The 22834-nt window shown below is 60.6% G+C and carries 23 protein-coding genes and 1 riboswitch; of the genes, 10 read left to right on the plus strand and 13 right to left on the minus strand.

Annotated features, from left to right (window positions below; translation table 11 throughout):
* Positions 1 to 84 precede the first annotated feature (84 nt).
* Positions 85 to 537: a GNAT family N-acetyltransferase gene (locus NPS46_RS08765; RefSeq protein ID WP_274106225.1), complete on the plus strand. Its 453-nt coding sequence runs from the start codon at positions 85 to 87 to the stop codon at positions 535 to 537.
* 6 nt (positions 538 to 543) lie between these two features.
* On the opposite strand, the gene NPS46_RS08770 is transcribed toward NPS46_RS08765, so the two are convergent.
* The 9 genes from NPS46_RS08770 to tkt all read right to left on the minus strand — a co-directional run bounded on the left by NPS46_RS08770 (position 544) and on the right by tkt (position 10127).
* Positions 544 to 840 (minus strand): winged helix-turn-helix domain-containing protein, encoded by a 297-nt coding sequence (locus NPS46_RS08770; RefSeq protein ID WP_274106227.1) that lies wholly within the window; start codon positions 838 to 840, stop codon positions 544 to 546.
* 21 nt (positions 841 to 861) lie between these two features.
* The gene (locus NPS46_RS08775) at positions 862 to 1365 is read right to left on the minus strand and encodes a M48 family metallopeptidase (protein WP_274106229.1); all 504 of its coding nucleotides are present in this window, start codon (positions 1363 to 1365) and stop codon (positions 862 to 864) included.
* Positions 1366 to 1410: 45 nt separating this feature from the next.
* On the minus strand, positions 1411 to 3534 hold the full coding sequence (locus NPS46_RS08780) for a putative bifunctional diguanylate cyclase/phosphodiesterase (protein WP_274106230.1): 2124 nt from the start codon (positions 3532 to 3534) through the stop codon (positions 1411 to 1413).
* 381 nt (positions 3535 to 3915) lie between these two features.
* Positions 3916 to 4980 carry a class II fructose-bisphosphate aldolase gene (gene fba, locus NPS46_RS08785; RefSeq protein WP_274106232.1) on the minus strand — a complete coding sequence of 355 codons (1065 nt, stop codon included), beginning with the start codon at positions 4978 to 4980 and terminating at the stop codon, positions 3916 to 3918.
* Between the two features lie 139 nt (positions 4981 to 5119).
* Positions 5120 to 5455, minus strand: a complete 336-nt coding sequence (locus tag NPS46_RS08790) for an MliC family protein (protein ID WP_274106234.1) — start codon at positions 5453 to 5455, stop codon at positions 5120 to 5122.
* Between the two features lie 60 nt (positions 5456 to 5515).
* Entirely contained in the window at positions 5516 to 5740 is a 225-nt protein-coding gene (locus NPS46_RS08795; protein ID WP_274106236.1) for a hypothetical protein, read from the minus strand.
* A 20-nt stretch (positions 5741 to 5760) separates the two neighbouring features.
* On the minus strand, positions 5761 to 6924 hold the full coding sequence (locus NPS46_RS08800) for a phosphoglycerate kinase (RefSeq protein WP_274106238.1): 1164 nt from the start codon (positions 6922 to 6924) through the stop codon (positions 5761 to 5763).
* Between the two features lie 17 nt (positions 6925 to 6941).
* On the minus strand, positions 6942 to 7991 hold the full coding sequence (gene epd, locus NPS46_RS08805; RefSeq protein ID WP_274106240.1) for an erythrose-4-phosphate dehydrogenase: 1050 nt from the start codon (positions 7989 to 7991) through the stop codon (positions 6942 to 6944).
* 138 nt (positions 7992 to 8129) lie between these two features.
* Positions 8130 to 10127: a transketolase gene (tkt, locus tag NPS46_RS08810; protein WP_274106242.1), complete on the minus strand. Its 1998-nt coding sequence runs from the start codon at positions 10125 to 10127 to the stop codon at positions 8130 to 8132.
* A 259-nt stretch (positions 10128 to 10386) separates the two neighbouring features.
* On the opposite strand from tkt, the gene NPS46_RS08815 reads away from it, so the two are divergent.
* The 5 genes from NPS46_RS08815 to NPS46_RS08835 all read left to right on the plus strand — a co-directional run bounded on the left by NPS46_RS08815 (position 10387) and on the right by NPS46_RS08835 (position 15385).
* The gene (locus NPS46_RS08815; protein WP_274106244.1) at positions 10387 to 11382 is read left to right on the plus strand and encodes an ArsR/SmtB family transcription factor; all 996 of its coding nucleotides are present in this window, start codon (positions 10387 to 10389) and stop codon (positions 11380 to 11382) included.
* Positions 11383 to 11400: 18 nt separating this feature from the next.
* The gene (metK, locus tag NPS46_RS08820) at positions 11401 to 12591 is read left to right on the plus strand and encodes a methionine adenosyltransferase (protein WP_274106246.1); all 1191 of its coding nucleotides are present in this window, start codon (positions 11401 to 11403) and stop codon (positions 12589 to 12591) included.
* A 198-nt stretch (positions 12592 to 12789) separates the two neighbouring features.
* On the plus strand, positions 12790 to 13143 hold the full coding sequence (locus NPS46_RS08825) for a hypothetical protein (RefSeq protein ID WP_274106248.1): 354 nt from the start codon (positions 12790 to 12792) through the stop codon (positions 13141 to 13143).
* Positions 13144 to 13231: 88 nt separating this feature from the next.
* Positions 13232 to 14908: an NAD-dependent DNA ligase LigB gene (gene ligB / locus NPS46_RS08830; protein WP_274106250.1), complete on the plus strand. Its 1677-nt coding sequence runs from the start codon at positions 13232 to 13234 to the stop codon at positions 14906 to 14908.
* Positions 14909 to 14989: 81 nt separating this feature from the next.
* Positions 14990 to 15385: a DUF1090 domain-containing protein gene (locus NPS46_RS08835; RefSeq protein WP_274106252.1), complete on the plus strand. Its 396-nt coding sequence runs from the start codon at positions 14990 to 14992 to the stop codon at positions 15383 to 15385.
* 35 nt (positions 15386 to 15420) lie between these two features.
* Here NPS46_RS08835 and NPS46_RS08840 read toward each other — a convergent pair whose 3' ends face one another.
* Positions 15421 to 15870, minus strand: a complete 450-nt coding sequence (locus NPS46_RS08840) for a c-type cytochrome (RefSeq protein WP_274106254.1) — start codon at positions 15868 to 15870, stop codon at positions 15421 to 15423.
* Between the two features lie 127 nt (positions 15871 to 15997).
* Between NPS46_RS08840 and mltA the strand changes: the two genes are divergently transcribed.
* Positions 15998 to 17164: a murein transglycosylase A gene (gene mltA / locus NPS46_RS08845; RefSeq protein WP_274106256.1), complete on the plus strand. Its 1167-nt coding sequence runs from the start codon at positions 15998 to 16000 to the stop codon at positions 17162 to 17164.
* A gap of 60 nt (positions 17165 to 17224) precedes the next feature.
* Here the strand turns inward: mltA and NPS46_RS08850 are convergent, their stop codons facing one another.
* The 3 genes from NPS46_RS08850 to NPS46_RS08860 all read right to left on the minus strand — a co-directional run bounded on the left by NPS46_RS08850 (position 17225) and on the right by NPS46_RS08860 (position 19047).
* Entirely contained in the window at positions 17225 to 17611 is a 387-nt protein-coding gene (locus tag NPS46_RS08850) for an MAPEG family protein (protein ID WP_274106258.1), read from the minus strand.
* A gap of 19 nt (positions 17612 to 17630) precedes the next feature.
* A complete protein-coding gene (locus NPS46_RS08855; RefSeq protein WP_274106260.1) occupies positions 17631 to 18464 on the minus strand; it encodes a DMT family transporter in 834 nt (277 codons plus the stop codon).
* A 184-nt stretch (positions 18465 to 18648) separates the two neighbouring features.
* A complete protein-coding gene (locus NPS46_RS08860) occupies positions 18649 to 19047 on the minus strand; it encodes an acyl-CoA thioesterase (protein ID WP_274106282.1) in 399 nt (132 codons plus the stop codon).
* 198 nt (positions 19048 to 19245) lie between these two features.
* Positions 19246 to 19352: riboswitch (S-adenosyl-L-homocysteine riboswitch) on the plus strand.
* A 21-nt stretch (positions 19353 to 19373) separates the two neighbouring features.
* On the opposite strand from NPS46_RS08860, the gene ahcY reads away from it, so the two are divergent.
* The 3 genes from ahcY (at position 19374) to NPS46_RS08875 (ending at position 22713) form a co-directional block, all read left to right on the plus strand.
* A complete protein-coding gene (gene ahcY / locus NPS46_RS08865) occupies positions 19374 to 20783 on the plus strand; it encodes an adenosylhomocysteinase (RefSeq protein ID WP_274106284.1) in 1410 nt (469 codons plus the stop codon).
* Between the two features lie 185 nt (positions 20784 to 20968).
* Positions 20969 to 21814, plus strand: coding sequence for a methylenetetrahydrofolate reductase [NAD(P)H] (gene metF, locus NPS46_RS08870; protein WP_274106286.1), 846 nt, complete (start codon positions 20969 to 20971; stop codon positions 21812 to 21814).
* Positions 21815 to 21921: 107 nt separating this feature from the next.
* The gene (locus NPS46_RS08875) at positions 21922 to 22713 is read left to right on the plus strand and encodes a substrate-binding periplasmic protein (protein WP_274106288.1); all 792 of its coding nucleotides are present in this window, start codon (positions 21922 to 21924) and stop codon (positions 22711 to 22713) included.
* The last annotated feature ends 121 nt before the right edge of the window (positions 22714 to 22834 follow it).

The raw sequence follows: 22834 nt of genomic DNA on the forward strand, positions 1-22834 counted from the left end.
GACGCAAACTTCGTCCGGTTATTTGGCGCTCGCGGGCAGGCAGCTTAGTATCACCCCGGACTTTTTTATTTAAGGGAATTCGCCATGTCCATCCAATGGGTCTGCAAACATCACAGCGACTTGGGCAAGGAGCAGCTCTACGCCATTTTGCAATTGCGTACAGCGGTCTTTGTGGTCGAACAACGCTGCTCCTATCAGGAGGTCGACGGCCAGGATCTACAAGGCGACACCTGCCATCTGATGGCCTGGCAGGACGAGGAACTGGTGGCCTATGCCCGCCTGCTGGACCCTGATTCCCAGGGCGGCGATGTGGTGATCGGCCGAGTGGCGACGGCGGCGGCGGTTCGCGGCCAGGGGCTGGGGCACGAGTTGATGGCGCAGGCCCTCAAGCAGGCCGAGAAACACTGGCCCGAGCAGTCGATCTATCTCTCTGCCCAGGCCCACCTGCAGGCGTACTACGCCGGCTATGGCTTTGCCGCCGTGGGCGAGGAATATCTGGAAGACAACATCGCCCATATCGGCATGCGCAAGAACTGATCCGCCTCAGGGATAGCCCAGCACCTGGCGCAACTGCGTCAGGTGCTCGCCAATCCAGCGCTTGTCGATCGCCCCCCAGTCGCGAATACGGTAATGCCCGGCGTGATTGCGTGCGCCGTCTTGCTGCTCGAACTCACAGACGATATCCAGGTCGGCCAGGGCCGCGATAGTGTCCTGTGCCGTGCGCCGGGGCATACCGGTCAACTCGGTCAGGGCCGGAACACTGCTGGCGGTCTGGCTGTCGATCAGCCAGGCCACATACAGGCGCCGGTAGAAACTGCTCTTGGTCTTGCTGACTTCCATCGCCGATTCCTTGTCGCGGAGTTAACCGGTCCTGCCCGGCAGGTCGCGGTAGGTCAGGTAGACCCGCAGATCGAACTCCAGTTGGTGATAACCCGGCTGCATGTACTCACACAGCTGGTAGAACGCCTTGTTGTGATCCGACTCCTTGAGATGCGCCAGCTCGTGGACCACGATCATCTTCAGAAACTGCGGCGCCGCGTCCTTGAACAGCGACGCGATGCGGATTTCCTTCTTGGCCTTGAGCTTGCCGCCCTGCACCCGCGAGATCGCCGTGTGCAGGCCAAGGGCGCGATGAGTCAGGTCGAGGCGGTTGTCGAACAGCACCTTGTCGATGGCCGGCGCATTGCGCAGGTGTTCCTGCTTAAGCCCCAGGGTGTAGCTGTACAAGGCCTTGTCGCTCTGGATCCCGTGACGATCGGGGTAGCGCTTGTGCAGGTAGTCGCCCAGTTGATCGCGCTCGATCAGTTGGCGCACTTGGTCCTGCAACGCGGCAGGGTAGGCCTGGAGGTATTTGAGTGGCGTCATGGGCAAGCGGCATCGACAGACTTGAAGGCCGCCAGTGTAGCCAATTCAGCTGCCCAGCGCGCTCCAGTCGAAGGTCGGCGCAAAGCCGCTGGCGACCTTTTCGGTCAACGGCCGGGCGACCAGAAACCCCTGGATGAACTGGCAACCGGCAGCCTGGAGCCATTGGTACTGTTCACGCGTTTCGACACCCTCGGCAATCACCTGCAGCCCGAACTGGCTGGCCAGTTGGATAATACTGCCGGCCAGCGCCGCATCGCGCGGTGAGTCAAGCAGACGAGCAACCAGATGACGGTCGAGCTTGAGAGTGTCGATTTCCAGATCACGCAGTTGGGTCAACGAGCAATTGCCCGTACCGAAATCATCGAGGGCGATGCGTATGCCCAAGGCTCGCAGCTGGCGCAGTTGCTTGGCGGCCTCTTCTAGGTTCTGCATCAAGGCGGCCTCGGTCACCTCGACCTCCAGTTGCCAGGGCTTGAGCTCACTGCGTTCGATCACCTGCGCCAGCTCGGCCGGCAGGTTGGGCATGCTGAACTGGGTGCTGCTCAAGCTGACGGCCAGGATCAGGTCCTCGGCAAACACCGAATTCCAACTCTGACGCTGGGTTGTGGCCTGCTGATAAATCCAGCTGCCGAGCCGGCTGATCAAGCGGGCCTCTTCGAGCAAAGGCAGGAACAACCCCGGCGGCACATCGCCGACACTCGGGTGCTGCCAGCGCAGTAAGGCTTCGAAGCCGCGCAAACGGCCATCGCCTAGCGCCACCTGGGGCTGGTAGACCAGGGTGAAGTCCTTGCTTTCAATAGCCTCGCGCACGCTTTCCTCAAGCATCAGGCGCGAGCGGGCACGCCCATTCATTTCCTGGTCGTAGTAGCGATACTGCTGACGGCCGGCGCGCTTAGCTTCGTACATGGCGATATCCGCCGCACGCAGCAGGCCGTCCAGGTTGGAACCGCAATCGGGATAGATCGCAATGCCGATACTCGCCCCCAGTACGACCTCCAGTCCGTCGATCTGCTGATGGACCGAGATTCGCTCAATCAGTTTCTCCGCGACCTTGGCGGCCTGCTCGGCAAACACCACTTCGATCAGTGCCGTGAACTCGTCACCGCCCATGCGCGCCAGCGTGTCATAGGGGCGCAGGCCGCCCTTGAGCTGCTCGGCGACCCAGCGCAGCACTCGGTCGCCGGCATCATGCCCAAGGGAGTCGTTGACCCGCTTGAAGCCATCGAGATCCAGGTACAGCAGCACCAGCGACTTACCCGGACGCTCGACCCGCAATAGAGAGCTTTCAGCCGCCTGGTAGAAGCCGCGGCGGTTGAGCAGGCCGGTCAACGGATCGGTCACCGCCTGGTACTCAAGCTGCTGATAGAGATGGCGCACCACCGACATATCCAGCACGGTGACCACCATCGCTTTCTGCTCCAGCGGCAAGGGCGCGCAGGACAACGCCACCGACAGCGGCTGGCCTGGCGAAGTGCGCAGGACGGCATCGTGCATGCGGCAGATCTCGCCTTTGCGATAACAGCTGTAGATATCCGAACCAAACCAGTTCGGCACATGGGGGCTCTGCAGATAGCTCAGGAATTCGGCACCCTGCAGCTCTTCGACCGTGGCATTGAGCAACCGTGAAATCGCCGGATTGGCAAAGCGGATGCGACCATCTTCGTTGACCACCATGATGCCTTCGGCAGCATTTTCCAGGACCGAGGCATTGAAGGCCCGAGCCGCTTCCAACTCCTGGCTCAGGCGCTGCAGGTCACGCCGGTTGCGCTGCTGTTCGAGCAGGGCCTGGACCTTGGGCTTGAGAATCTGTGGATCGAAGGGTTTGAACAAGTAATCCACGGCGCCACTGGCATAGCCCTTGAGCACCGAATCCTGGGACTGTTCATTGGCGGTCAGAAAGATGATCGGCGTCAGACGCGTACGCTGGCTACCTTGCATCAAGCGCGCCACTTCAAACCCGTCCATACCGGGCATCTGCACATCCAGCAGCACCAGGTCGACCTCATGCTCGAGCAGCAACCCCAGCGCCTCGATACCCGAGGCGGCGGTCATGACCTGCCAGTCCTGACGTTCCAGCAAGGCACGCATGCTGAGGAGATTTTCCGGGTAGTCATCGACCACCAACAGAACGGAGCTGCCTTCACCCGGCTTCGATTGCATGCATTCCATGCTGCTTCTCTTTTGTGAAGATCTGCGCTGACACTCCAGTGATCACGGGTAGGGGCAAATAGCCTTACTCCACATCTGGATTAATGCCAGAGTAGTAATCGAAACGCCATCATGCAGGTAAAGCCGGGCCAAACCGACTAACGGTCGCGAACAGGCGTAAAACCGCACCTTTTCGGCATTTGCTTGGCGCCAATCAATCGGCAATTCCCAGCGACTGTCCAACTGAATTGAAGCCTCGGCCTTGCCTTGCTGCGTGGCCGACGACCACAAGCGCTGTGCAATCCGGGGCAACTCCAGGCGGCCAGATCCGGGTCGCCAGGCAACCCTTGGGCTGAAACAAGAAACCCGCCTTTCGGCGGGTTTCTTGTCGGGTGCAAGGGCTTAGTTGACCTTGGCGTTCAGCTCACCCTTGAGGTAGCGCTGGAACATCGCTTCGAGGGAGATCGGCTTGATTTTCGAGGCGTTGCCGGCGGTACCGAAGGCTTCATAACGAGCGATGCAGACATCACGCATGGCGGTCACAGTGGCACCGAAGAATTTGCGCGGGTCGAACTCGCTCGGATTGGTCGCCATCAGACGGCGCATGGCGCCGGTCGAGGCCAGGCGCAAGTCGGTGTCAATATTGACCTTGCGTACGCCGTACTTGATGCCTTCGACAATTTCTTCTACCGGCACGCCGTAGGTTTCCTTGATGTCACCGCCATACTGGTTGATGATCGCGAGCCATTCCTGCGGCACCGAGGAAGAACCGTGCATGACCAGGTGGGTGTTGGGGATGCGCTTGTGGATCTCTTTGATCCGATCGATCGCCAGCACGTCGCCGGTAGGCGGCTTGGTGAACTTGTAGGCGCCGTGACTGGTACCGATGGCGATGGCCAGGGCATCGACCTGGGTCTTCTTGACGAAGTCGGCCGCTTCTTCCGGGTCGGTCAGCATCTGGCTGTGGTCGAGGATGCCCTCGGCGCCGATACCGTCTTCTTCACCGGCCATGCCGGTTTCCAGGGAACCCAGGCAGCCCAGCTCACCTTCAACCGACACGCCACAGGCATGAGCCATGGCGACGGTCTGCTGGGTCACACGAACGTTGTACTCGTAGTCGGTCGGGGTCTTGCCGTCTTCACCCAGCGATCCGTCCATCATCACCGAGCTGAAGCCCAGTTGGATCGAGCGCTGGCAGACATCCGGGCTAGTGCCGTGGTCCTGGTGCATGCACACCGGGATATGGGGGAATTCTTCGATCGCGGCGAGGATCAGGTGACGCAGAAACGGGGCGCCGGCGTATTTACGCGCACCGGCGCTGGCCTGGACGATCACCGGGGAGTCAGTCTTGTCAGCGGCTTCCATGATGGCGCGCATCTGCTCAAGGTTGTTGACGTTGAAAGCTGGAACGCCGTAGCCGTATTCGGCTGCGTGGTCCAGCATCTGGCGCATGCTGATAAGTGCCATTGTGTGTGTTTCTCCCGGTAGAGGGTCGTTAATCGTGCAAGCCTGCCGGAGCGGCGGCTGCTATTCAAGTTTTTGCGGATCGGGGGCAATCCCCCGCTCCGGCATGGGTTAAACCCCGCAGGTGTGAGCGTGCTCGCGCCTACGGCTTGGCGGGCGCTTTACAGCCCCGGCCGATCAAATCGTCAGTGGCCACCCAGTACAGCAGGCCCTCCTCACCTTTGGTGTGAAACGCCAGCACGTTGTCGCTGTACAGCGCACCGGACGCACCGGGCTCGGCTTTCAGGCGATAGACCTGATCACCGCCACCCAGGCGTACATCCACTGCCTGCTGCGTCGTATCGGCGTAGCGCCAGAGCACTTCGGCCTGGCTGTCGCAGACCCAGCGCGTCCAGTTATCCGCCACGGGCGCGGGCGCCTGCAGCATCGCGCAACCACCCAGCAGGGTGAGTGACGCCAGGGCAATCAAGCCTTTCATCTATCTTCCTCGGCTTGCGGCACCCGGCCGCAAGCACTGCGAGCTATTGAGTCTGACCCATCAGGGGCAGCCATGTTCCTGGGTTTTCGCCGGCGACTCGTATTTGTCCAGCCCCTCGGGGCCCGAACGTTTGTTGATCACCGGCGCTGTTTCCGCCTGCCAGTCGGCCTGGGCGCAACCATGCCCCGACGCCTCGGCCGCTGGCGCGTCCGAAGGCGCCGATGGTGAGCCCGCGCAACCGACCAGCAGGCCAGCAAGGATCAACAACGGCAATGGCTTGAACATGTGCAGACTCCCTTGCCGATTCAGGCGTTGGCGCGGCTTTCCAGCACTTGCACCGCAGGCAGGACCTTGCCTTCGACGAATTCGAGGAAAGCGCCACCGCCGGTGGAAATGTAGGAGATCTGGGCGCCAACACCATATTTATCGATGGCCGCCAGGGTGTCGCCACCGCCAGCGATGGAGAACGCCGAGCTATCGGCAATCGCCTTGGCCAGGGTCTTGGTGCCCTCGCCAAATTGATCGAATTCAAACACGCCGACCGGACCGTTCCACAGAATGGTCTTCGAGGACTTGAGTAACTCGGCGAAGTGCGCCGCCGTCTGCGGACCGATATCCAGGATCATGTCGTCGTCGGCAACGTCGGCGATCAACTTGATGGTCGCGACCGCGCTTTCAGCAAACTCCTTGGCCACGACCACATCGACCGGCAACGGCACGCTGACTTTCGCCGCAATGGCGCGCGCGGTATCGAGCAGATCAGGCTCGTACAGCGACTTGCCTACCTTATGCCCGGCGGCTGCCAGGAAGGTGTTGGCAATGCCGCCGCCGACGATCAGTTGATCGCAGATCTGGCTCAGGCTATTGAGCACGTCGAGTTTGGTCGACACCTTGGAGCCGGCCACGATGGCCGCCATCGGCTTGGCCGGCGCGCCCAGGGCCTTGCCCAGCGCATCCAGTTCAGCAGCCAGCAGCGGGCCGGCGGCCGCGACCTTGGCGAATTTCGCCACGCCGTGGGTCGAGCCCTCGGCACGGTGCGCAGTGCCAAAAGCGTCCATCACAAACACATCGCACAGGGCGGCGTATTGATGGGCCAGCTCATCGGCATTCTTTTTCTCGCCCTTGTTGAAGCGCACGTTCTCGAACAGCACCACGTCGCCAGCCTTGATCTCGACACCGTCCAGATAATCGGCCACCAGTGGCACAGCACGGCCCAGGGCCTTGCTCAGGTAGTCAGCCACCGGCTTAAGGCTGTTCTCGGCCGAGAACTCGCCTTCGGTCGGACGGCCCAGGTGCGAGCAGACCATTACCGCCGCGCCTTTTTCCAGGGCCAGCTTGATGGTCGGCAGCGAAGCAAGGATGCGGGCGTCGCTGGTGACAACACCGTCCTTGACCGGGACGTTGAGGTCTTCGCGGATCAGTACGCGCTTACCTTGCAAATCGAGGTCGGTCATCTTCAACACGGTCATGGGTCGCAATCTCTGGTTTACGGTTTGTGATGAATGGTGTGCAGATAGTGTTCTGCAACATCCAGCATTCGGTTGGCAAACCCCCATTCGTTGTCGAACCAGGCCAGCAGGTTCACCAGCCGGGGGCCGGAAACACGGGTCTGGCTGGCATCGACAATGGCCGAATGAGGGTCGTGGTTGAAATCACAACTGGCGTGGGGCAACTCGGTGTAGGCCAGCAGCCCCTTGAGCGGGCCGCTGGTGGCCGCCTCGCGCAGGATCCGGTTGACTTCTTCGGCATTGGTGTCGGTGGAGGTCTGCAGGGTGATATCCAGGCAGGAGACATTCACCGTCGGCACGCGTACGGCTTTGGCCTGGATTCGGCCGGCAAGTTCCGGCAGCAGTCGCTCGATGCCTCGGGCCAGCCCGGTGGAAACCGGAATGACCGACTGGAAGGCCGAACGGGTGCGGCGCAAGTCTTCATGGTGATAGGCATCGATCACCGGCTGATCATTCATCGCCGAGTGGATGGTGGTGATCGAGACGTACTCCAGGCCGATGGTCCGATCCAGCAGACGCAACAGCGGCACACCGCAATTGGTCGTGCAGGACGCATTGGACACCAGCAACTCCTCACCGCTCAGGCAATCCTGGTTGACGCCATAGACGACGGTCGCGTCGACATCCGCCTCGCTGGCCATCGGCTGGGAAAACAGCACCCGTGGCGCGCCGGCCGCCAAAAAGCGCTCGCCGTCCTCGCGGGTGTTATAGGCACCGGAACATTCCAGCACCAGATCGACATCGAGGGCAGCCCAGTCGATGCCTTCCGGGGTGGCACTGCGCAGTACCTTCACGCAATGCCCATTGATATGCAGACAATCGCCGTCGACCCGCACATCGCCGGGAAAGCGACCGTGGGTGGAGTCAAAGCGTGTCAGGTATTCAAGGCTGGCCAGGTCGGCCAGATCGTTGAGTGCGACAATCTCGAAGCCCGCCTTGTCCCCTCGCTCGAACAGCGCACGCAAGACGCAACGACCAATGCGGCCATAGCCGTTGAGTGCAACTTTGTAGGGACGCGATTGAGGCATAGGATTCTCGCTGGGCAAAACAGCAGCATCTAAATGGCCTGGGATGACCCCCATCGCGAACAAGCTCGCCCCTACAAGGATCTCATTCAATCCTGTAGAAGCGAGCTCGCTCGCGAAAGGGACGCACGCGGTGCGTGCTTAGTCTTCCAGCAGCTCTTCGGCCTGACCCAGGATATTGTCCAGGGTGAAACCGAATTCTTCGAACAACGCTGGCGCCGGCGCCGACTCACCGTAAGTGGTCATGCCGATCACGCGGCCTTCCAGGCCCACGTACTTGTACCAGTAGTCCGCATGCGCAGCTTCGATGGCGATACGAGCGCTGACTTGCAACGGCAGGACCGATTGCTTGTAGCCGGCGTCCTGGGCATCGAACACGCTGGTGCATGGCATCGACACCACACGAACCTTGCGGCCCTGCTCGGTGAGCTTGTCGAAGGCTTGAACGGCCAGGCCCACTTCCGAACCGGTGGCGATCAGGATCAGTTCCGGCTCACCGGCGCAATCCTTGAGGACATAGCCGCCACGGGCGATATCGGCCACCTGGCCGGCATCACGGGTTTGGTGCGGCAGGTTCTGACGCGAGAAGATCAGCGCCGAAGGGCCGTCCTTGCGCTCCAGGGCGAACTTCCAGGACACCGCCGACTCCACGGCATCGGCCGGACGCCAGGTATCGAGGTTCGGCGTGCAGCGCAGGCTGGCCAGTTGCTCGATCGGCTGGTGGGTCGGGCCGTCTTCGCCCAGACCGATGGAGTCGTGGGTGAAGACATACAGCACGCGCTGCTTCATCAGTGCGGACATGCGCACGGCGTTGCGCGCGTATTCCATGAACATCAGGAAGGTCGCACCGTATGGCACCAGGCCGCCGTGCAGGGCAACGCCGTTCATGATCGCGCTCATGCCGAACTCGCGAACGCCGTAGTACATATAGTTGCCGCTGGCATCTTCAGCGCTGACGCCTTTGCAACCTTTCCACAGAGTCAGGTTGGAACCGGCCAGGTCGGCAGAACCGCCCAACAGTTCCGGCAGCAGCGGGCCGAAAGCGTTCAGGGTGTTCTGGCTGGCTTTACGGCTGGCGATGGTTTCGCCCTTGGCCGCGACTTCAGCGATATAGGCAGCGGCTTTCTCGGAGAAGTCAGCCGGCAGATCACCGCTCAGACGACGGACCAGCTCATTGGCCAGCTCGGGGAATTCAGCGGAGTAGGCCGCGAAACGTTGGTCCCACTCGGCTTCGGCGGCGCGACCGGCCTCCTTGGCGTCCCACTCGGCGTAGATATCCGCCGGGATTTCGAACGGACCGTGGTTCCAGTTCAGCGCGGCGCGGGTCAGGGCGATTTCCTCGGCACCCAGTGGCGCGCCGTGGCAGTCTTCCTTGCCCTGTTTGTTGGGCGAACCGAAACCGATAGTCGTCTTGCAGCAGATCAGGGTCGGCTGCTCGCTCTTGCGCGCGGTTTCGATGGCCGTCTTGATCTCTTCCGGATCATGGCCGTCGACATTGCGAATCACCTGCCAGTTGTAGGCTTCGAAACGCTTGGGCGTGTCATCGGTGAACCAGCCTTCCACTTCACCATCGATGGAAATGCCGTTGTCATCGTAGAAGGCAATCAGCTTGCCCAGACCCAGCGTACCGGCCAGTGAGCTGACTTCATGGGAAATGCCTTCCATCATGCAGCCGTCACCGAGGAACACATAAGTGTGGTGATCGACAACATTGTGCCCCGGACGGTTGAACTGCGCGCCCAGGACCTTTTCCGCCAGGGCGAAGCCCACGGCATTGGCCAGGCCCTGGCCCAACGGACCAGTGGTGGTTTCCACGCCCGGGGTGTAACCGAATTCCGGGTGACCCGGGGTACGGCTGTGCAGTTGGCGGAAGCTTTTCAGATCATCGATCGACAGGTCGTAGCCGGTCAGATGCAGCAACGAATAGATCAGCATCGAGCCATGGCCGTTGGACAGGATGAAACGGTCACGGTCGGCGAAGGACGGATTGCTCGGGTTGTGCTTCAGGTAGTCACGCCACAGCACCTCGGCAATATCCGCCATACCCATGGGGGCACCGGGGTGGCCGCTGTTGGCTTTTTGCACGGCATCCATGCTGAGGGCACGAATGGCGTTGGCACGCTCACGACGGCTGGGCATCGCTGATCTCCTGGGGCTTTAAATAGAATGAAACGCAAAAAAGGCGAGCATTTTCCCTCAGGGACTGCCTTGGGGCAATGACAGATAGTCGCTCGGTGGTTTTTTTCCTGTGGATTTGCCCATGATCTGCAGAGTAATTCTCAATCAACCGCATCAGCACATGCCGGATCTAGCGTGGGACACCACCCATCCCGCAATATCAAAACTTTTTGATATTGCCCTTGCGACCCCCTAAAGGCGCCATTAGACTGCTGGCCCTATGAATCAACGTGCGCCCTCCATTCGTCATCATGACGCCGACGAGCTGGCGGCCCTGTGCAAGGCCGGCGGTGATCCGCTGCGCCTGAATGTACTGCGCGCACTGGCCAACGATTCGTTTGGCGTGCTGGAACTGGCGCAAATCTTCGCCATGGGCCAGTCGGGCATGAGCCATCATCTTAAGGTACTGGCCCAGGCCGAACTGCTGGCGACGCGCCGTGAAGGCAATGCGATTTTCTATCGTCGCGCCCTGCCCCATACCGAACAACGAGGCGGCAGGCTGCATGCTGCCCTACTGGATGAAGCCGATGGGCTGGGGCTGCCGCTCGACGTCCAGGCACGTATCGCACAAGTACACCGGCAGCGCTCCAGTGCCAGCCAAGACTTCTTCTCACGTACGGCTGAAAAATTTCGGGCGCAACAAGATTTGATCGCCGGCTTGCCGCAGTACCGCGATAGCGTATTGGCACTGCTCGACAAATTGAACTTCAATGTCGACGCCAGCGCCCTTGAAATAGGCCCTGGCGATGGCAGCTTTCTGCCTGACCTGGCACAGCGTTTCAAACAGGTCTGGGCGTTCGACAACAGCCCGGCCATGCTTGAGCTGGCCCGTCAGGTCTGCGAACGCGAAGCCCTGGCCAATGTCAGCCTGCGCCTGGCCGATGCGCTGCATGAACACAGCTTGGAGGTCGACTGCGTCGTGGTGAATATGGTCCTGCATCATTTCGCCGCACCAGCCGATGCCATCCAGCAAATGGCCAACCGGCTAAAGCCCGGCGGCAGCGTGCTGATAACAGAGTTATGTAGCCACAACCAGAGCTGGGCCAGGGAGGCCTGCGGCGATCTCTGGCTGGGGTTTGAACAGGACGACCTGGCCCGTTGGGCCATAGCTGCGGGGCTCGTACCCGAGGACAGCCTTTACATAGGCTTACGCAATGGTTTTCAGATTCAGGTTCGCCATTTTCAGCGACCGTCTGACACCACCCACCATCGGTAACTCAGGAAAACCATCGAAATGAGCGAATATTCCGTTTTCACCTCCGAGTCCGTGTCCGAAGGGCACCCGGACAAGATCGCCGACCAGATTTCCGATGCGGTGCTGGACGCCATCATCACCGAAGACAAGTACGCCCGTGTCGCGTGCGAAACCATGGTCAAGACCGGTGTTGCGATCATTGCGGGTGAAGTGACCACTTCGGCCTGGGTCGATCTGGAAGATATCGTTCTTAACGTCATCATCGACATCGGCTACAACAGTTCCGACGTTGGCTTCGACGGCGCGACCTGCGCAGTCATGAACATCATTGGCAAGCAATCGGTAGACATTGCCCAGGGCGTTGACCGCAGCAAGCCAGAAGACCAGGGCGCTGGCGACCAGGGCCTGATGTTCGGCTACGCCAGCAACGAAACCGACGTGCTGATGCCTGCACCGATCTGCTTCTCCCACCGTTTGGTAGAGCGCCAGGCCGAAGCCCGCAAGTCCGGCCTGCTGCCGTGGCTGCGCCCGGACGCCAAGTCCCAGGTCACTTGCCGCTATGAAAATGGCAAGGTCGTCGGGATCGACGCAGTTGTACTGTCGACCCAGCACAACCCAGAAGTCTCCTACAAAGACCTGCGCGAAGGCGTGATGGAGCTGATCGTCAAGCACGTGCTGCCTGCCGAGCTGCTGACCAAGGACACCCAGTTCCACATCAACCCGACCGGCAACTTCATCATCGGTGGCCCGGTGGGCGACTGCGGCCTGACCGGCCGCAAGATCATCGTCGACACCTACGGCGGTATGGCCCGCCACGGCGGCGGCGCGTTCTCCGGCAAAGACCCATCCAAGGTTGACCGTTCCGCAGCCTATGCCGGTCGTTATGTCGCCAAGAACATCGTTGCTGCCGGCCTGGCCGAGCGCTGCGAAATTCAGGTTTCCTACGCTATCGGCGTCGCTCAGCCGACCTCGATCTCGTTGAATACCTTCGGTACCGGCAAACTGTCCGACGACAAGATCATCAAGCTGGTGCGTGAAATCTTCGACCTGCGTCCGTACGCAATCACCACCATGCTCGACCTGCTGCACCCGATGTATCAGGAAACCGCCGCCTACGGTCACTTTGGCCGCACACCACAGGTCAAGACCGTGGGTGACGACACCTTCACCACGTTCACCTGGGAGCGTACCGACCGCGTGGACGCCCTGCGCGCCGCCGCCGGCCTGTAAGCCCCCCCGCGACATCCGAGCCCTCCATGGTTAGTCATGGGGGGCTTTTTTCTGCCCGCTGCTCTAGAGCAGGCCTTGCGCCATCATCGGCCGCCGCCTAGAATTCGCGCCCTCCCGAGCCCCCTCTCCCATCTGGATATTGCGCGGCGCCCGCTCGGAAGCCCTTTGCGTGCCCGCAATCGAACATTGAGGTTTGTCATGCGTTTTTCCACTCTCGCCCCTACCGCCGTACTGTTCGCCTTGTTCTCCCTGTCGGCCCAAGCCGCTGACCTGGGTGCACTGACCGGCGGCCTGACGTCGAAATTGAGCGGCGTTGCCGGTGACTGCGACAAGCAGGTCCAGGAACTGCAGGGCAAAATCGACGCAGCCAAGGCCAACGGCGAAGACCTTAAGGTCAAAGCTCTGAAAGCTGCGCAGGACCAAGCTGAAAAAGGCTGCAAGAAAGTGGGCGAGAAAGCCGCCGAATCGACCCAGGGAGCTGAAGCCGCTGAAGGTAAACAGGCCAAGCTCGAAGAGAAAGGCATGAAAGCCCTCGGTGGCCTGCTGAACTAAGTCGTAACACGCCGAAAGAAAGCCCCGCCTCAGCGGGGCTTTTTTGTGGCGGTGCTGATCTAGTCTTCAAAGCTCCAGCCTAGCAAGGATGCTCATCATGTCGACTATTTATGCAGTGCTGTTACTGGGCTTATGCCTACCAGCAATGGCCGGGCAGTGCCCCACCCAGAGCGCCGCAACAACCGACGAGATAAACCGCCTGGCGCAGCGAATCGCCCTCTGGGACGACAGCTACCACCGTCTGGGTATCTCGCTGGTGGCGGACGAACTCTATGACCAGAGCATGGCGCGCCTCGAACACTGGCAGCGCTGTCTCAACCCTGGCATTTCTCCGCGCAACAGCGCACTGCGCAGCGCCCGCGGGACACTCGCCCACCCGGTCGCCCATACCGGCCTGGCGAAGCTCGACGACGTTGCCGTACAAGACTGGCTCAAACATCGCCAGGATGTCTGGATACAACCCAAGGTCGATGGCGTAGCCGTCACGCTGATCTATCGCCAGGGCATGCTGCACCAGGCCATCAGCCGGGGGGACGGCATGCAGGGTCAGAACTGGACGAACAATGCTCGCCTGATCAAGGCCATTCCTGCGCAACTGCCGCAACCGCTGGACCTGCTGGTACAGGGCGAACTCTATTGGCGCCTGCCTGATCATGTACAAGCCAGTGCCGGAGGGCTCAATGCGCGCAGCAAGGTCGCCGGCCTGCTGGCCCGACATCGGCTAGACCCCGAGCAGGCCGGCGGGATCGGCCTGTTCGTCTGGAGCTGGCCGCAAGGCCCCGCCGAACTCCCCCAGCGTTTGGAAAAGCTGGCCGCCCTGGGTTTCAGCGACAGCATCCGCTACAGCCAGCCCGTTACCAACTACCAACAAGCCAAAACGTGGCGCGAGAAATGGTTTCGCCAGCCACTGCCATTCGCCAGCGACGGGGTGGTCCTGCACCACAGCCGACAGCCAGCGGCCGAGCGCTGGCAAGTTGGGCGTGCCCACTGGAGCGCGGCCTGGAAATATCCGCATACCCAAGCACTGGCCGAGGTGCGCAAAGTCCACTTCACCATCGGCCGCAGCGGTCGAATCACTCCGGTACTCGAACTGCTTCCCGTACGCCTGGACGACCGACGTATCACTCGTATCAGCCTAGGCTCCCTCGCCCGCTGGCAGACGCTGGATATCCGCCCCGGCGACCAGATCGCAATCCGCCTGGCCGGCATGACCATCCCACGCTTGGACAGTGTGGTTTGGCGCAGCAGCGAGCGGGTGGAAGTCAAGGCGCCTAACCCGGCTGACTACCATCCGCTAAGCTGCTGGCAGCCCACCCCTGGCTGCGAGAGCCAGTTTCTTGCACGCCTCAATGGACTGAGCAGCAAACAAGGCCTGGCCCTGCCGCATATCGGCCCCGGCACCTGGAAGCGCCTGGTGGAAACAGGTCAAATCAATACTCTGCTCGATTGGTTGACCCTCGACAGCGCAGAGCTTGCTAACATTGCTGGGTTTGGACCAAAGCGCAGTGCTCGATTGCTGGAAAGCTTGCAACTGGCTCGGCAGCGACCATTCTCCGACTGGATCAAGGCCCTGGGCCTTCCCGCCGGGGTCGATGTTTCGTCCACCGCGACCTGGAAGCTACTGGCCCCGCGCAGTTGCGAACAATGGCAGACCGAAGCGGGAATAGGCCCGGAACGCGCCGCTCGACTGAGTGCATTCTTCCGCCACCCGCAGGTCGTCGCCTTGAGTGAACAATTAGGTAATGCCGGGATTGATGGCTTTTAATGCCACGGTACCGCTCGATTTTGGCCCTCGACAGGCCGAAACCACAACGCGATTACATAGCGACCTTTCACTGGAGCTTTTATGAAATTTCTCTCACCATTCATCCTGTTCAGCGTTTGCAGCCTGTTCGCGGCCCCGCTCCTTGCCGCTGAAGAACAACCGACATTGACCGGCTGCGCTGCCAAGCGCGCAGAAATCAGCGCCCAGATTGAACAAGCCAAGGCCCACGGCAACGCTGGACAGCAAGCCGGCCTGGAAAGGGCCCTGGCTGAAGTGACGGCTCATTGCACCGATGCCGGCCTCAAGAAGGAACGCGAAAACAAAGTGCTCGATGCTCGCCATGAAGTCAGCCGCCGCCAGGCCGATCTGGAAAAAGCCATGAAAAAAGGCGACGCCGAGAAAATCAACAAACGCAAAGACAAGCTCGCCGAATCACGCAAGGAGCTGCAGGAAGCCCTCGACGCGCTGGACAAATAAGGAACCCGCGCGCCAACCGCAACTGGCGCGCCGGCCTAGTGGTTGCGAAATTGCTTGTGGCAAGCCTGACAGGCATCTTCGACCTTCTGCACCGCCGGCCCCAGATTGCTGACCTTGTAGGGCTGGATCTGGCTGGCGATCACCAATTCACCGGTGGCCGCTTCCAGATCCCGGGCCATCGATTGAAACAGGGCCTGCTTCTGCCAGACATCAGAGGTCGCGCTGGTATGGTCTTCTTCCTTGACCTGAGGGAAGTGCTTCCACGGCTCGTGGGACAAGGCATCAAGCTTGACCGCGCCTTCAGCAAAGCGCGCACCGTCGAATGGAATCCGCCCCCGCAGCATGCCCCCCAGGTCTTCACCGGTGTTGAGCATCTGCTTGAAAATCGCCTTGCGCTGTCCCAGCGGCGAGTTCGGGTCGACCCCACCGCAGGCGGATAGGGTCAGGCAGGCCAGCAATACAACAGAAAAGCTTTTAAGAGTCATGGTGGCTTCAGGTCACGGAAATCGGCGGCCAGTATCCTCGCCTCACCCGCAAAGACCAATAGCCCTATTGAATATATGGATAGCGCCCTTAACGACCGCGCAATCCCCGAACACAGGAATGGCGTGCATGAATCACCCCCGTAAACCCTGGCGACTGGCCCTGGCCTGGGCCCTCCCCGCAATGGCGCTACTCGCCGGCTGCAACGGTGGCGATACCGGAAAACCGCAGGAAGCCCCCCACACCACTTATCTCAAGGCCGACTGGCAGGCGCTGCCCAGCGTTTCCGATGAAGACCTGCAAGCAGGTTTCACCGCCTGGCGCAGCGCCTGTACCCGACTGAAGAGCGATGCAAACTGGTCGGCGACCTGCAGCAAGGCCGCCACCGTCGAGCTCACCCCTTCGGCCATTCGCGGCTTTCTCCAGGCCAACCTGGATGTCTACGGCCTGCGCTCCGCCTCCGGCAGCCCCGACGGCCTGATCACCGGCTACTACGAACCAGTCTATCCCGGCAGCCTGACCCGCACCGACAAGGCGTCAGTGCCGGTGTACGGGATTCCTGAGGACATGATCGTGGTTGCCCTCGACAGCATTTACCCCGAGCTCAAGGGCAAACGCCTGCGCGGCCGCCTTGACGGCCGCACCCTGAAACCTTACGACACGGCTGCGCAGATCAATAGCCAGGGGGTACCGGCCCCCGTTCTGGCCTGGCTGACCGACCCGATGGACCTGCAGTTTCTACAGATTCAGGGCTCAGGCAGAATTCGCTTGGACAGTGGTCAGCAACTGCGCATCGCCTACGCCGACCAGAACGGCCATCCCTACCGACCTATCGGCCGCTGGCTGGTGGAACAGGGCGAACTGACGAAAGACGCAGTGACCATGGGCAGTATCAGCGCCTGGGCCAAGGCGCATCCGGCACGTATCCCGGAACTGCTGGCCAGCAACCCCAGCTATGTGTTCTTCACCCGCAACCCGGACAGCAATGAGGGCCCGCGCGGCTCACTGAATGTGCCCCTGAGCGCTGGCTATAGCGTGGCCGTCGATCGCAAGGTGGTTCCTCTGGGCAGTCTGGTCTGGCTGGCCACCAGCCGTCCCGATGGCAGCAGCCTGGTACGCCCGGTAGCCGCACAAGATACGGGCGGCGCCATTGCCGGAGAAGTCCGTGCAGATTTGTTCTGGGGCACGGGTGAGGCTGCCGGCGCACTGGCCGGCGACATGAAGCAAAAGGGCAATATCTGGCTACTCTGGCCCAAGGGCCTGGCCCTGCCGGATGCCCCGGCGACCGGTAGCTGACCAGGACCAATGAAACCCGACCGGGACTATTCCAGCCCGGTCAGGTGCACCTGGCCGGCTTCAGGCAGAGACGACAAAGAGACTCACAATCAGCGCCATACCGACAAACCAGACCAGCGAACGCAGGACCGCCCAGTCCGCCAGATAACAGATGATGTAGAGCAGGCGGCTGGTGATAAACAGCACGGCCAGCACATTGATCGTTACCAGCTCGGCATTGCCGGCGATATGGGCAATGATCACTGCCGCCGCGAAAGCGGGTGTCACTTCAAAACTATTGAGCTGTGCGCTGTGTGCACGCTTGGCGAAACCGTCCAGCGTGGCGAGAAACGCCCGCGGGTCGTGGTTCTGCCGCAGGCCGAACTTTCCGCCGCTGAACTTGGCGATACCAATACACAGATAGGGCAGAAACAGAGCAATCAGCACACACCAGAAAGCAACCGTCATGATGGAGTCCTTATTGGAATTAGAATTTCATGATGAGCATGCCAATCAACACAAGCCCGCAGGCTAAGAGCCTGGGCCCGCCGAAAGGTTCTTTCAGGTAGCGCATACCCAGTAAGACCACCAGGATAACGCTGACCTCACGCAATGCTGCCGCCTCGGCAATCGAGCCCAGCTGCATGGCCCACAACACTAGCGCATAACTGAACAGAACACAGAAGCCGACGCTAAACCCCAATCGCCACTGCTCGCGCCAGAACTGCATAAATACCGCACGCTTGCGGCTGATGGCCAGTAATGGAAACGGCCAGGCACTGATCAGCGTGATCCACACCAGAAAATCCAGAGGGTGGGGCCAGCGACGCAAAGCCTGGCCGTCGATATAGGTGTAGCAACCGATACACAGCCCGATCAACGCCACTACCGGCAGCATCGACCAGGGTAGCCGTTCGCCCCCGCCGCCGTGCCAGAGCAGGCACAACATCCCACAGGGAATCAGGGCAATGCCAACAATCTGTTGGGGGCTGAGCACTTCGCCGGCGAAGATCAGCGTCAGCGCCAGGACCACCAATGGCGATAGCCCGCGCATCAGGGGATAGACCAGCCCCAGATCACCGACCCGGTAGGCCTTGATCAGCAAGTAGCGATAGAGCAGCTCGAAAAACGCCGAGGCCATGATCCAGGGCCATATCTCGGCAGGCGGCAATGCCACGAACCCGAGCATTGCCACGACGAACACCAGCGCGACGCTGTCCATGCAGGCGACGACCAGCAAGCGTTCGCCGCTGAATTTGATCAGGGTGTTCCAGATGGCATGCAGCAAAGCTGCAACCAGAACCAGAGCCGTCGCCAGCACTGCCCACTCCTTGCCTGCATCGCGTCAGTCAAATCGGCCATTGTGCCGATCCATCATGCCAATTCGATGACACTCGCCGTGCCCAGTGCCTGGGGCAGGCGGTGGCAGATCCAGCCTGCAATGGCGCAGCGGGCGGCTGCGCCACCTCGCGAGCACGCTCGCGGCTACAGGGGCATGAGGGGAATCAGGCCTCGTCGTCCTTGAACTGATCTTTCACATACCTGATTTCAGTGCGGCCATGAGCCGCCGGCAAGCCGTCCTCACCCAGGTTGACGAACACCATCTTCTCGACGGTGAGAATGCTTTTGCGGGTGATCTTGTTGCGCACTTCGCATGTCAGCGTGATCGAGGTGCGGCCGAACTCGGTTGCCGTGATGCCCAACTCGATAATATCGCCCTGGCGCGAGGCGCTGACAAAATTGATCTCGGAAATGTACTTGGTCACCACGCGCTGGTTGCCCAACTGGACAATCGCATAGATCGCCGCCTCTTCGTCGATCCAGCGCAACAGGCTGCCGCCGAACAACGTGCCATTGGGGTTGAGGTCTTCGGGTTTTACCCACTTGCGGGTGTGGAAATTCATGCTGACTCCTGACCGTCTTGCCGATTAATGCCGGTCATCATGGCAGACCTACTCCTTTAGCTCTATTGAGCTTCTACTATGGTCGCTATTAGTGTTCGCTCATCGCACGATAGAAAGCCTTGGGAACTCCCGCCAGCCCGGCTATAATCGCCACCGTTCCAAAACGGTCATCTTTTCTGGATACCGTTTTCCCGCCACCTGTCCGAGGGGCGCTGCAGCAGGCTAGACCTGTCAGGCTCGGATGGGGCGTTGTTTGCACCGGCTTTGCCCGGCAGACACTAAACGCACAACGGCGCCCATTCGCACACTACGAATGGAGGCTCTTCATGAGCGCTGTAAACACGCCCGCAGATTTTAACGACTTTAAAGTCGCCGATATGTCCCTGGCCGCCTGGGGCCGTCGCGAAACCATCATCGCCGAGTCGGAAATGCCGGCCCTGATGGGTCTGCGTCGCAAGTACGCTGGTGAGCAGCCGCTCAAGGGCGCGAAAATCATCGGCTGCATCCACATGACCATTCAAACCGCCGTGCTAATCGAAACCCTGGTTGCCCTGGGTGCCGAAGTGCGCTGGTCGTCCTGCAACATTTTCTCCACCCAGGACCAGGCCGCCGCCGCCATTGCCGCCGCCGGTATTCCGGTGTTCGCCTGGAAAGGCGAGACCGAAGAAGAGTACGAGTGGTGCATCGAGCAAACCATCCTCAAGGATGGCCAGCCTTGGGATGCCAACATGATCCTCGACGACGGCGGCGACCTGACCGAGATCATCCACAAGAAATACCCGGCGATGCTGGACAAGATCCACGGCGTTACCGAAGAAACCACCACGGGCGTACACCGCCTGCTGGAAATGCTGGCCAAGGGCGAGCTGAAAATCCCGGCCGTCAACGTCAACGACTCGGTTACCAAGAGCAAGAACGACAACAAGTACGGCTGCCGTCACAGCCTGAACGATGCGATCAAGCGTGGTACCGACCACCTGCTGTCCGGTAAGCAAGCGCTGGTGATCGGCTACGGTGACGTGGGCAAGGGTTCAGCTCAATCGCTGCGCCAGGAAGGCATGATCGTCAAGGTTTCCGAAGTCGACCCGATCTGCGCCATGCAAGCCTGCATGGACGGTTTCGAACTGGTTTCGCCGTTCATCGACGGGATCAACACCGGTACCGCCGACAGCATCGACAAAGCCTTGCTGGGCAAGATCGACCTGATCGTGACCACCACCGGTAACGTCAATGTGTGCGATGCCAACATGCTCGCCGCCCTGAAAAAGCGCGCCGTGGTGTGCAACATCGGTCACTTCGACAATGAAATCGACACCGCTTTCATGCGCAAAAACTGGGCATGGGAAGAAGTGAAGCCACAAGTGCACAAGATCCACCGCACCGGCCCAGGCGCTTTCGATGCACAGAATGACGACTACCTGATCCTGCTGGCCGAAGGCCGCCTGGTAAACCTGGGCAACGCCACCGGTCACCCAAGCCGCATCATGGATGGCTCATTCGCCAACCAGGTACTGGCACAGATCTTCCTGTTCGAGCAGAAATTCGCCGATCTGTCGCCTGCCCAGAAAGCCGAGCGCCTGACTGTTGAAGTGCTGCCCAAGAAGCTCGACGAAGAAGTGGCCCTGGAAATGGTTCGCGGTTTCGGCGGCGTGGTCACTCAGTTGACCAAACAACAGGCTGACTACATTGGCGTTACCGTCGAAGGCCCGTTCAAGCCGCACGCTTATCGCTACTAAGTAAGCTGCAAGCGACTGGCTGCAAGCGTCAGGCAAGGGCCAAAAACCCTGGTTTGCCTGACGACTTCAGTTACTTGTCCTAATCGTTTAAGCAGCTTCAGGCTACAGGCTCCAAACGCAAGAGCGAGTGTACCTGCGCTCCTCTTGCCGCTTGAAGCCCTGAGCTTGCCGCTGGAGACTCCCCCATGTCCCAAGAACGTCGTTACAGTTTCGAGTTCTTCCCAACCAAGACCGATGCCGGTCATGAGAAACTGCTCGCTACTGCCCGCCAGTTGGCCAGCTACAACCCCGATTTTTTCTCCTGCACCTACGGTGCCGGTGGCTCGACCCGCGACCGCACGATCAATACCGTGCTGCAGCTGGAAAGCGAAGTAAAAATCCCTGCTGCTCCGCACCTGTCCTGCGTTGGTGACAGCAAAGCCGATCTGCGCGGCCTGCTGCAGCAATACATTGAGGCAGGCATTACCCGTATCGTCGCGCTGCGTGGCGACCTGCCGTCCGGGATGGGCATGGCCAGTGGCGAACTGCGCTACGCCAATGACCTGGTGAGCTTCATCCGTGAAGAGACCGGCGATCACTTTCACATCGAAGTGGCCGCCTACCCGGAAATGCACCCCCAGGCGCATAACTTCGAAGACGATCTTCGCCACTTCGTCAACAAAGCCAAGGCCGGCGCCGACAGCGCGATCACCCAGTATTTCTTCAACGCCGATAGCTACTTTTACTTCGTCGAGCGTGTTCGCGCGCTGGGCGTCGAAATCCCTATCGTGCCGGGCATCATGCCAATCACCAACTACACCAAGCTCGCTCGCTTCTCTGACGCGTGTGGCGCCGAAATCCCGCGCTGGATCCGTAAACAACTGGAAGCCTATGGCGACGATAGCCAGAGCATCCAGGCGTTTGGTGAGCAAGTCATCAGTGAAATGTGCGACAGCTTGCTACAAGGCGGCGCACCTGGGCTGCACTTCTACACCTTGAACCAGGCAGAGCCAAGCCTGGCGATCTGGAACAATCTGAAGCTGCCACGCTGACCCTCACGTTGCCTGCCGGCACAGGCCCCCTGGCCGGCACGCAGCACCTGCAGCACTGATTCCAGAGCCGCTAGCTATTTCAATACCTGCCAGCGTAACCTCCAGCAATGCCTCTTACCGCCCGACTTTTAACCGCGTTTATTTGCCTCTGCCTGAGCTTTGCGGTTCGGGCCGAGAAGCTGCGCATCGTCACCGATCCCTGGGCACCTTATGCCTACCAGGAAAACGGTCAGAACAAGGGCCTCGACTACGAAACCACGACCGCAGTATTCCAGCGGCTGGGCGTTGAAATCGAGTGGCAGTTCCTCCCCTGGAAACGCTGCCTGGCCATGCTGGAGCAGGGCCACGCCGACGGTATTCTGGATATTTTTCGTACACAGGAACGCGCCTCCACCCTGTTCTACCCCCATGAAGCACTGTCCGATGCCGAATTCGTACTCTTCTATGCCAAGGCCAATCCCCACCCCGTCCACAGCCTTGAGGACCTGCGCGGCCTGAGTGTCGGCACCACCCCCGGGTACATCTATAGCGCGGCCTTCAACGGCTCGACCCAGTTCCTGCGCGAGGATGCGCCGACGCAAGAGGCCAATTTTGGCAAGCTGCAGCGCGGGCGAATCGACTTGTTGATAACCGATCGACGAGTGGGCCAATACATGCTCGATCAACTGCACCTGCGCGGGCAGATCGAGCAGCACGCCCTTGTCATCAGTCGCCAGGGTCAGTACCTGGCGCTGCGCCGCAACGTCGGCATGGACCTGCTGCTGCAACGTTTCAATGCCGAACTCAAGCGTTTCAAGAGCGAGCCGGCCTATGAGCGATTGCTCGCCCGCTACACGGGCGCGGCCACAAGTATCCAGCACGACACCGCCGTTGAGCAGCAGGAAAGCAGCGCGCGCTGATTGCTCTGTTATACTGCGGCCTTCCCGCCAGGCTCACGCCCGGACGCTCGACCTTGTACAAGGCATCCAATCACGCTGACAGCGCCGCCCACGGCCCGCGCGAGCGGTTTGAATGAACCTT

It is taken from the genome of Pseudomonas putida (genome assembly GCF_028682395.1).
GTDB classification, from domain to species: domain Bacteria; phylum Pseudomonadota; class Gammaproteobacteria; order Pseudomonadales; family Pseudomonadaceae; genus Aquipseudomonas; species Aquipseudomonas putida_AB.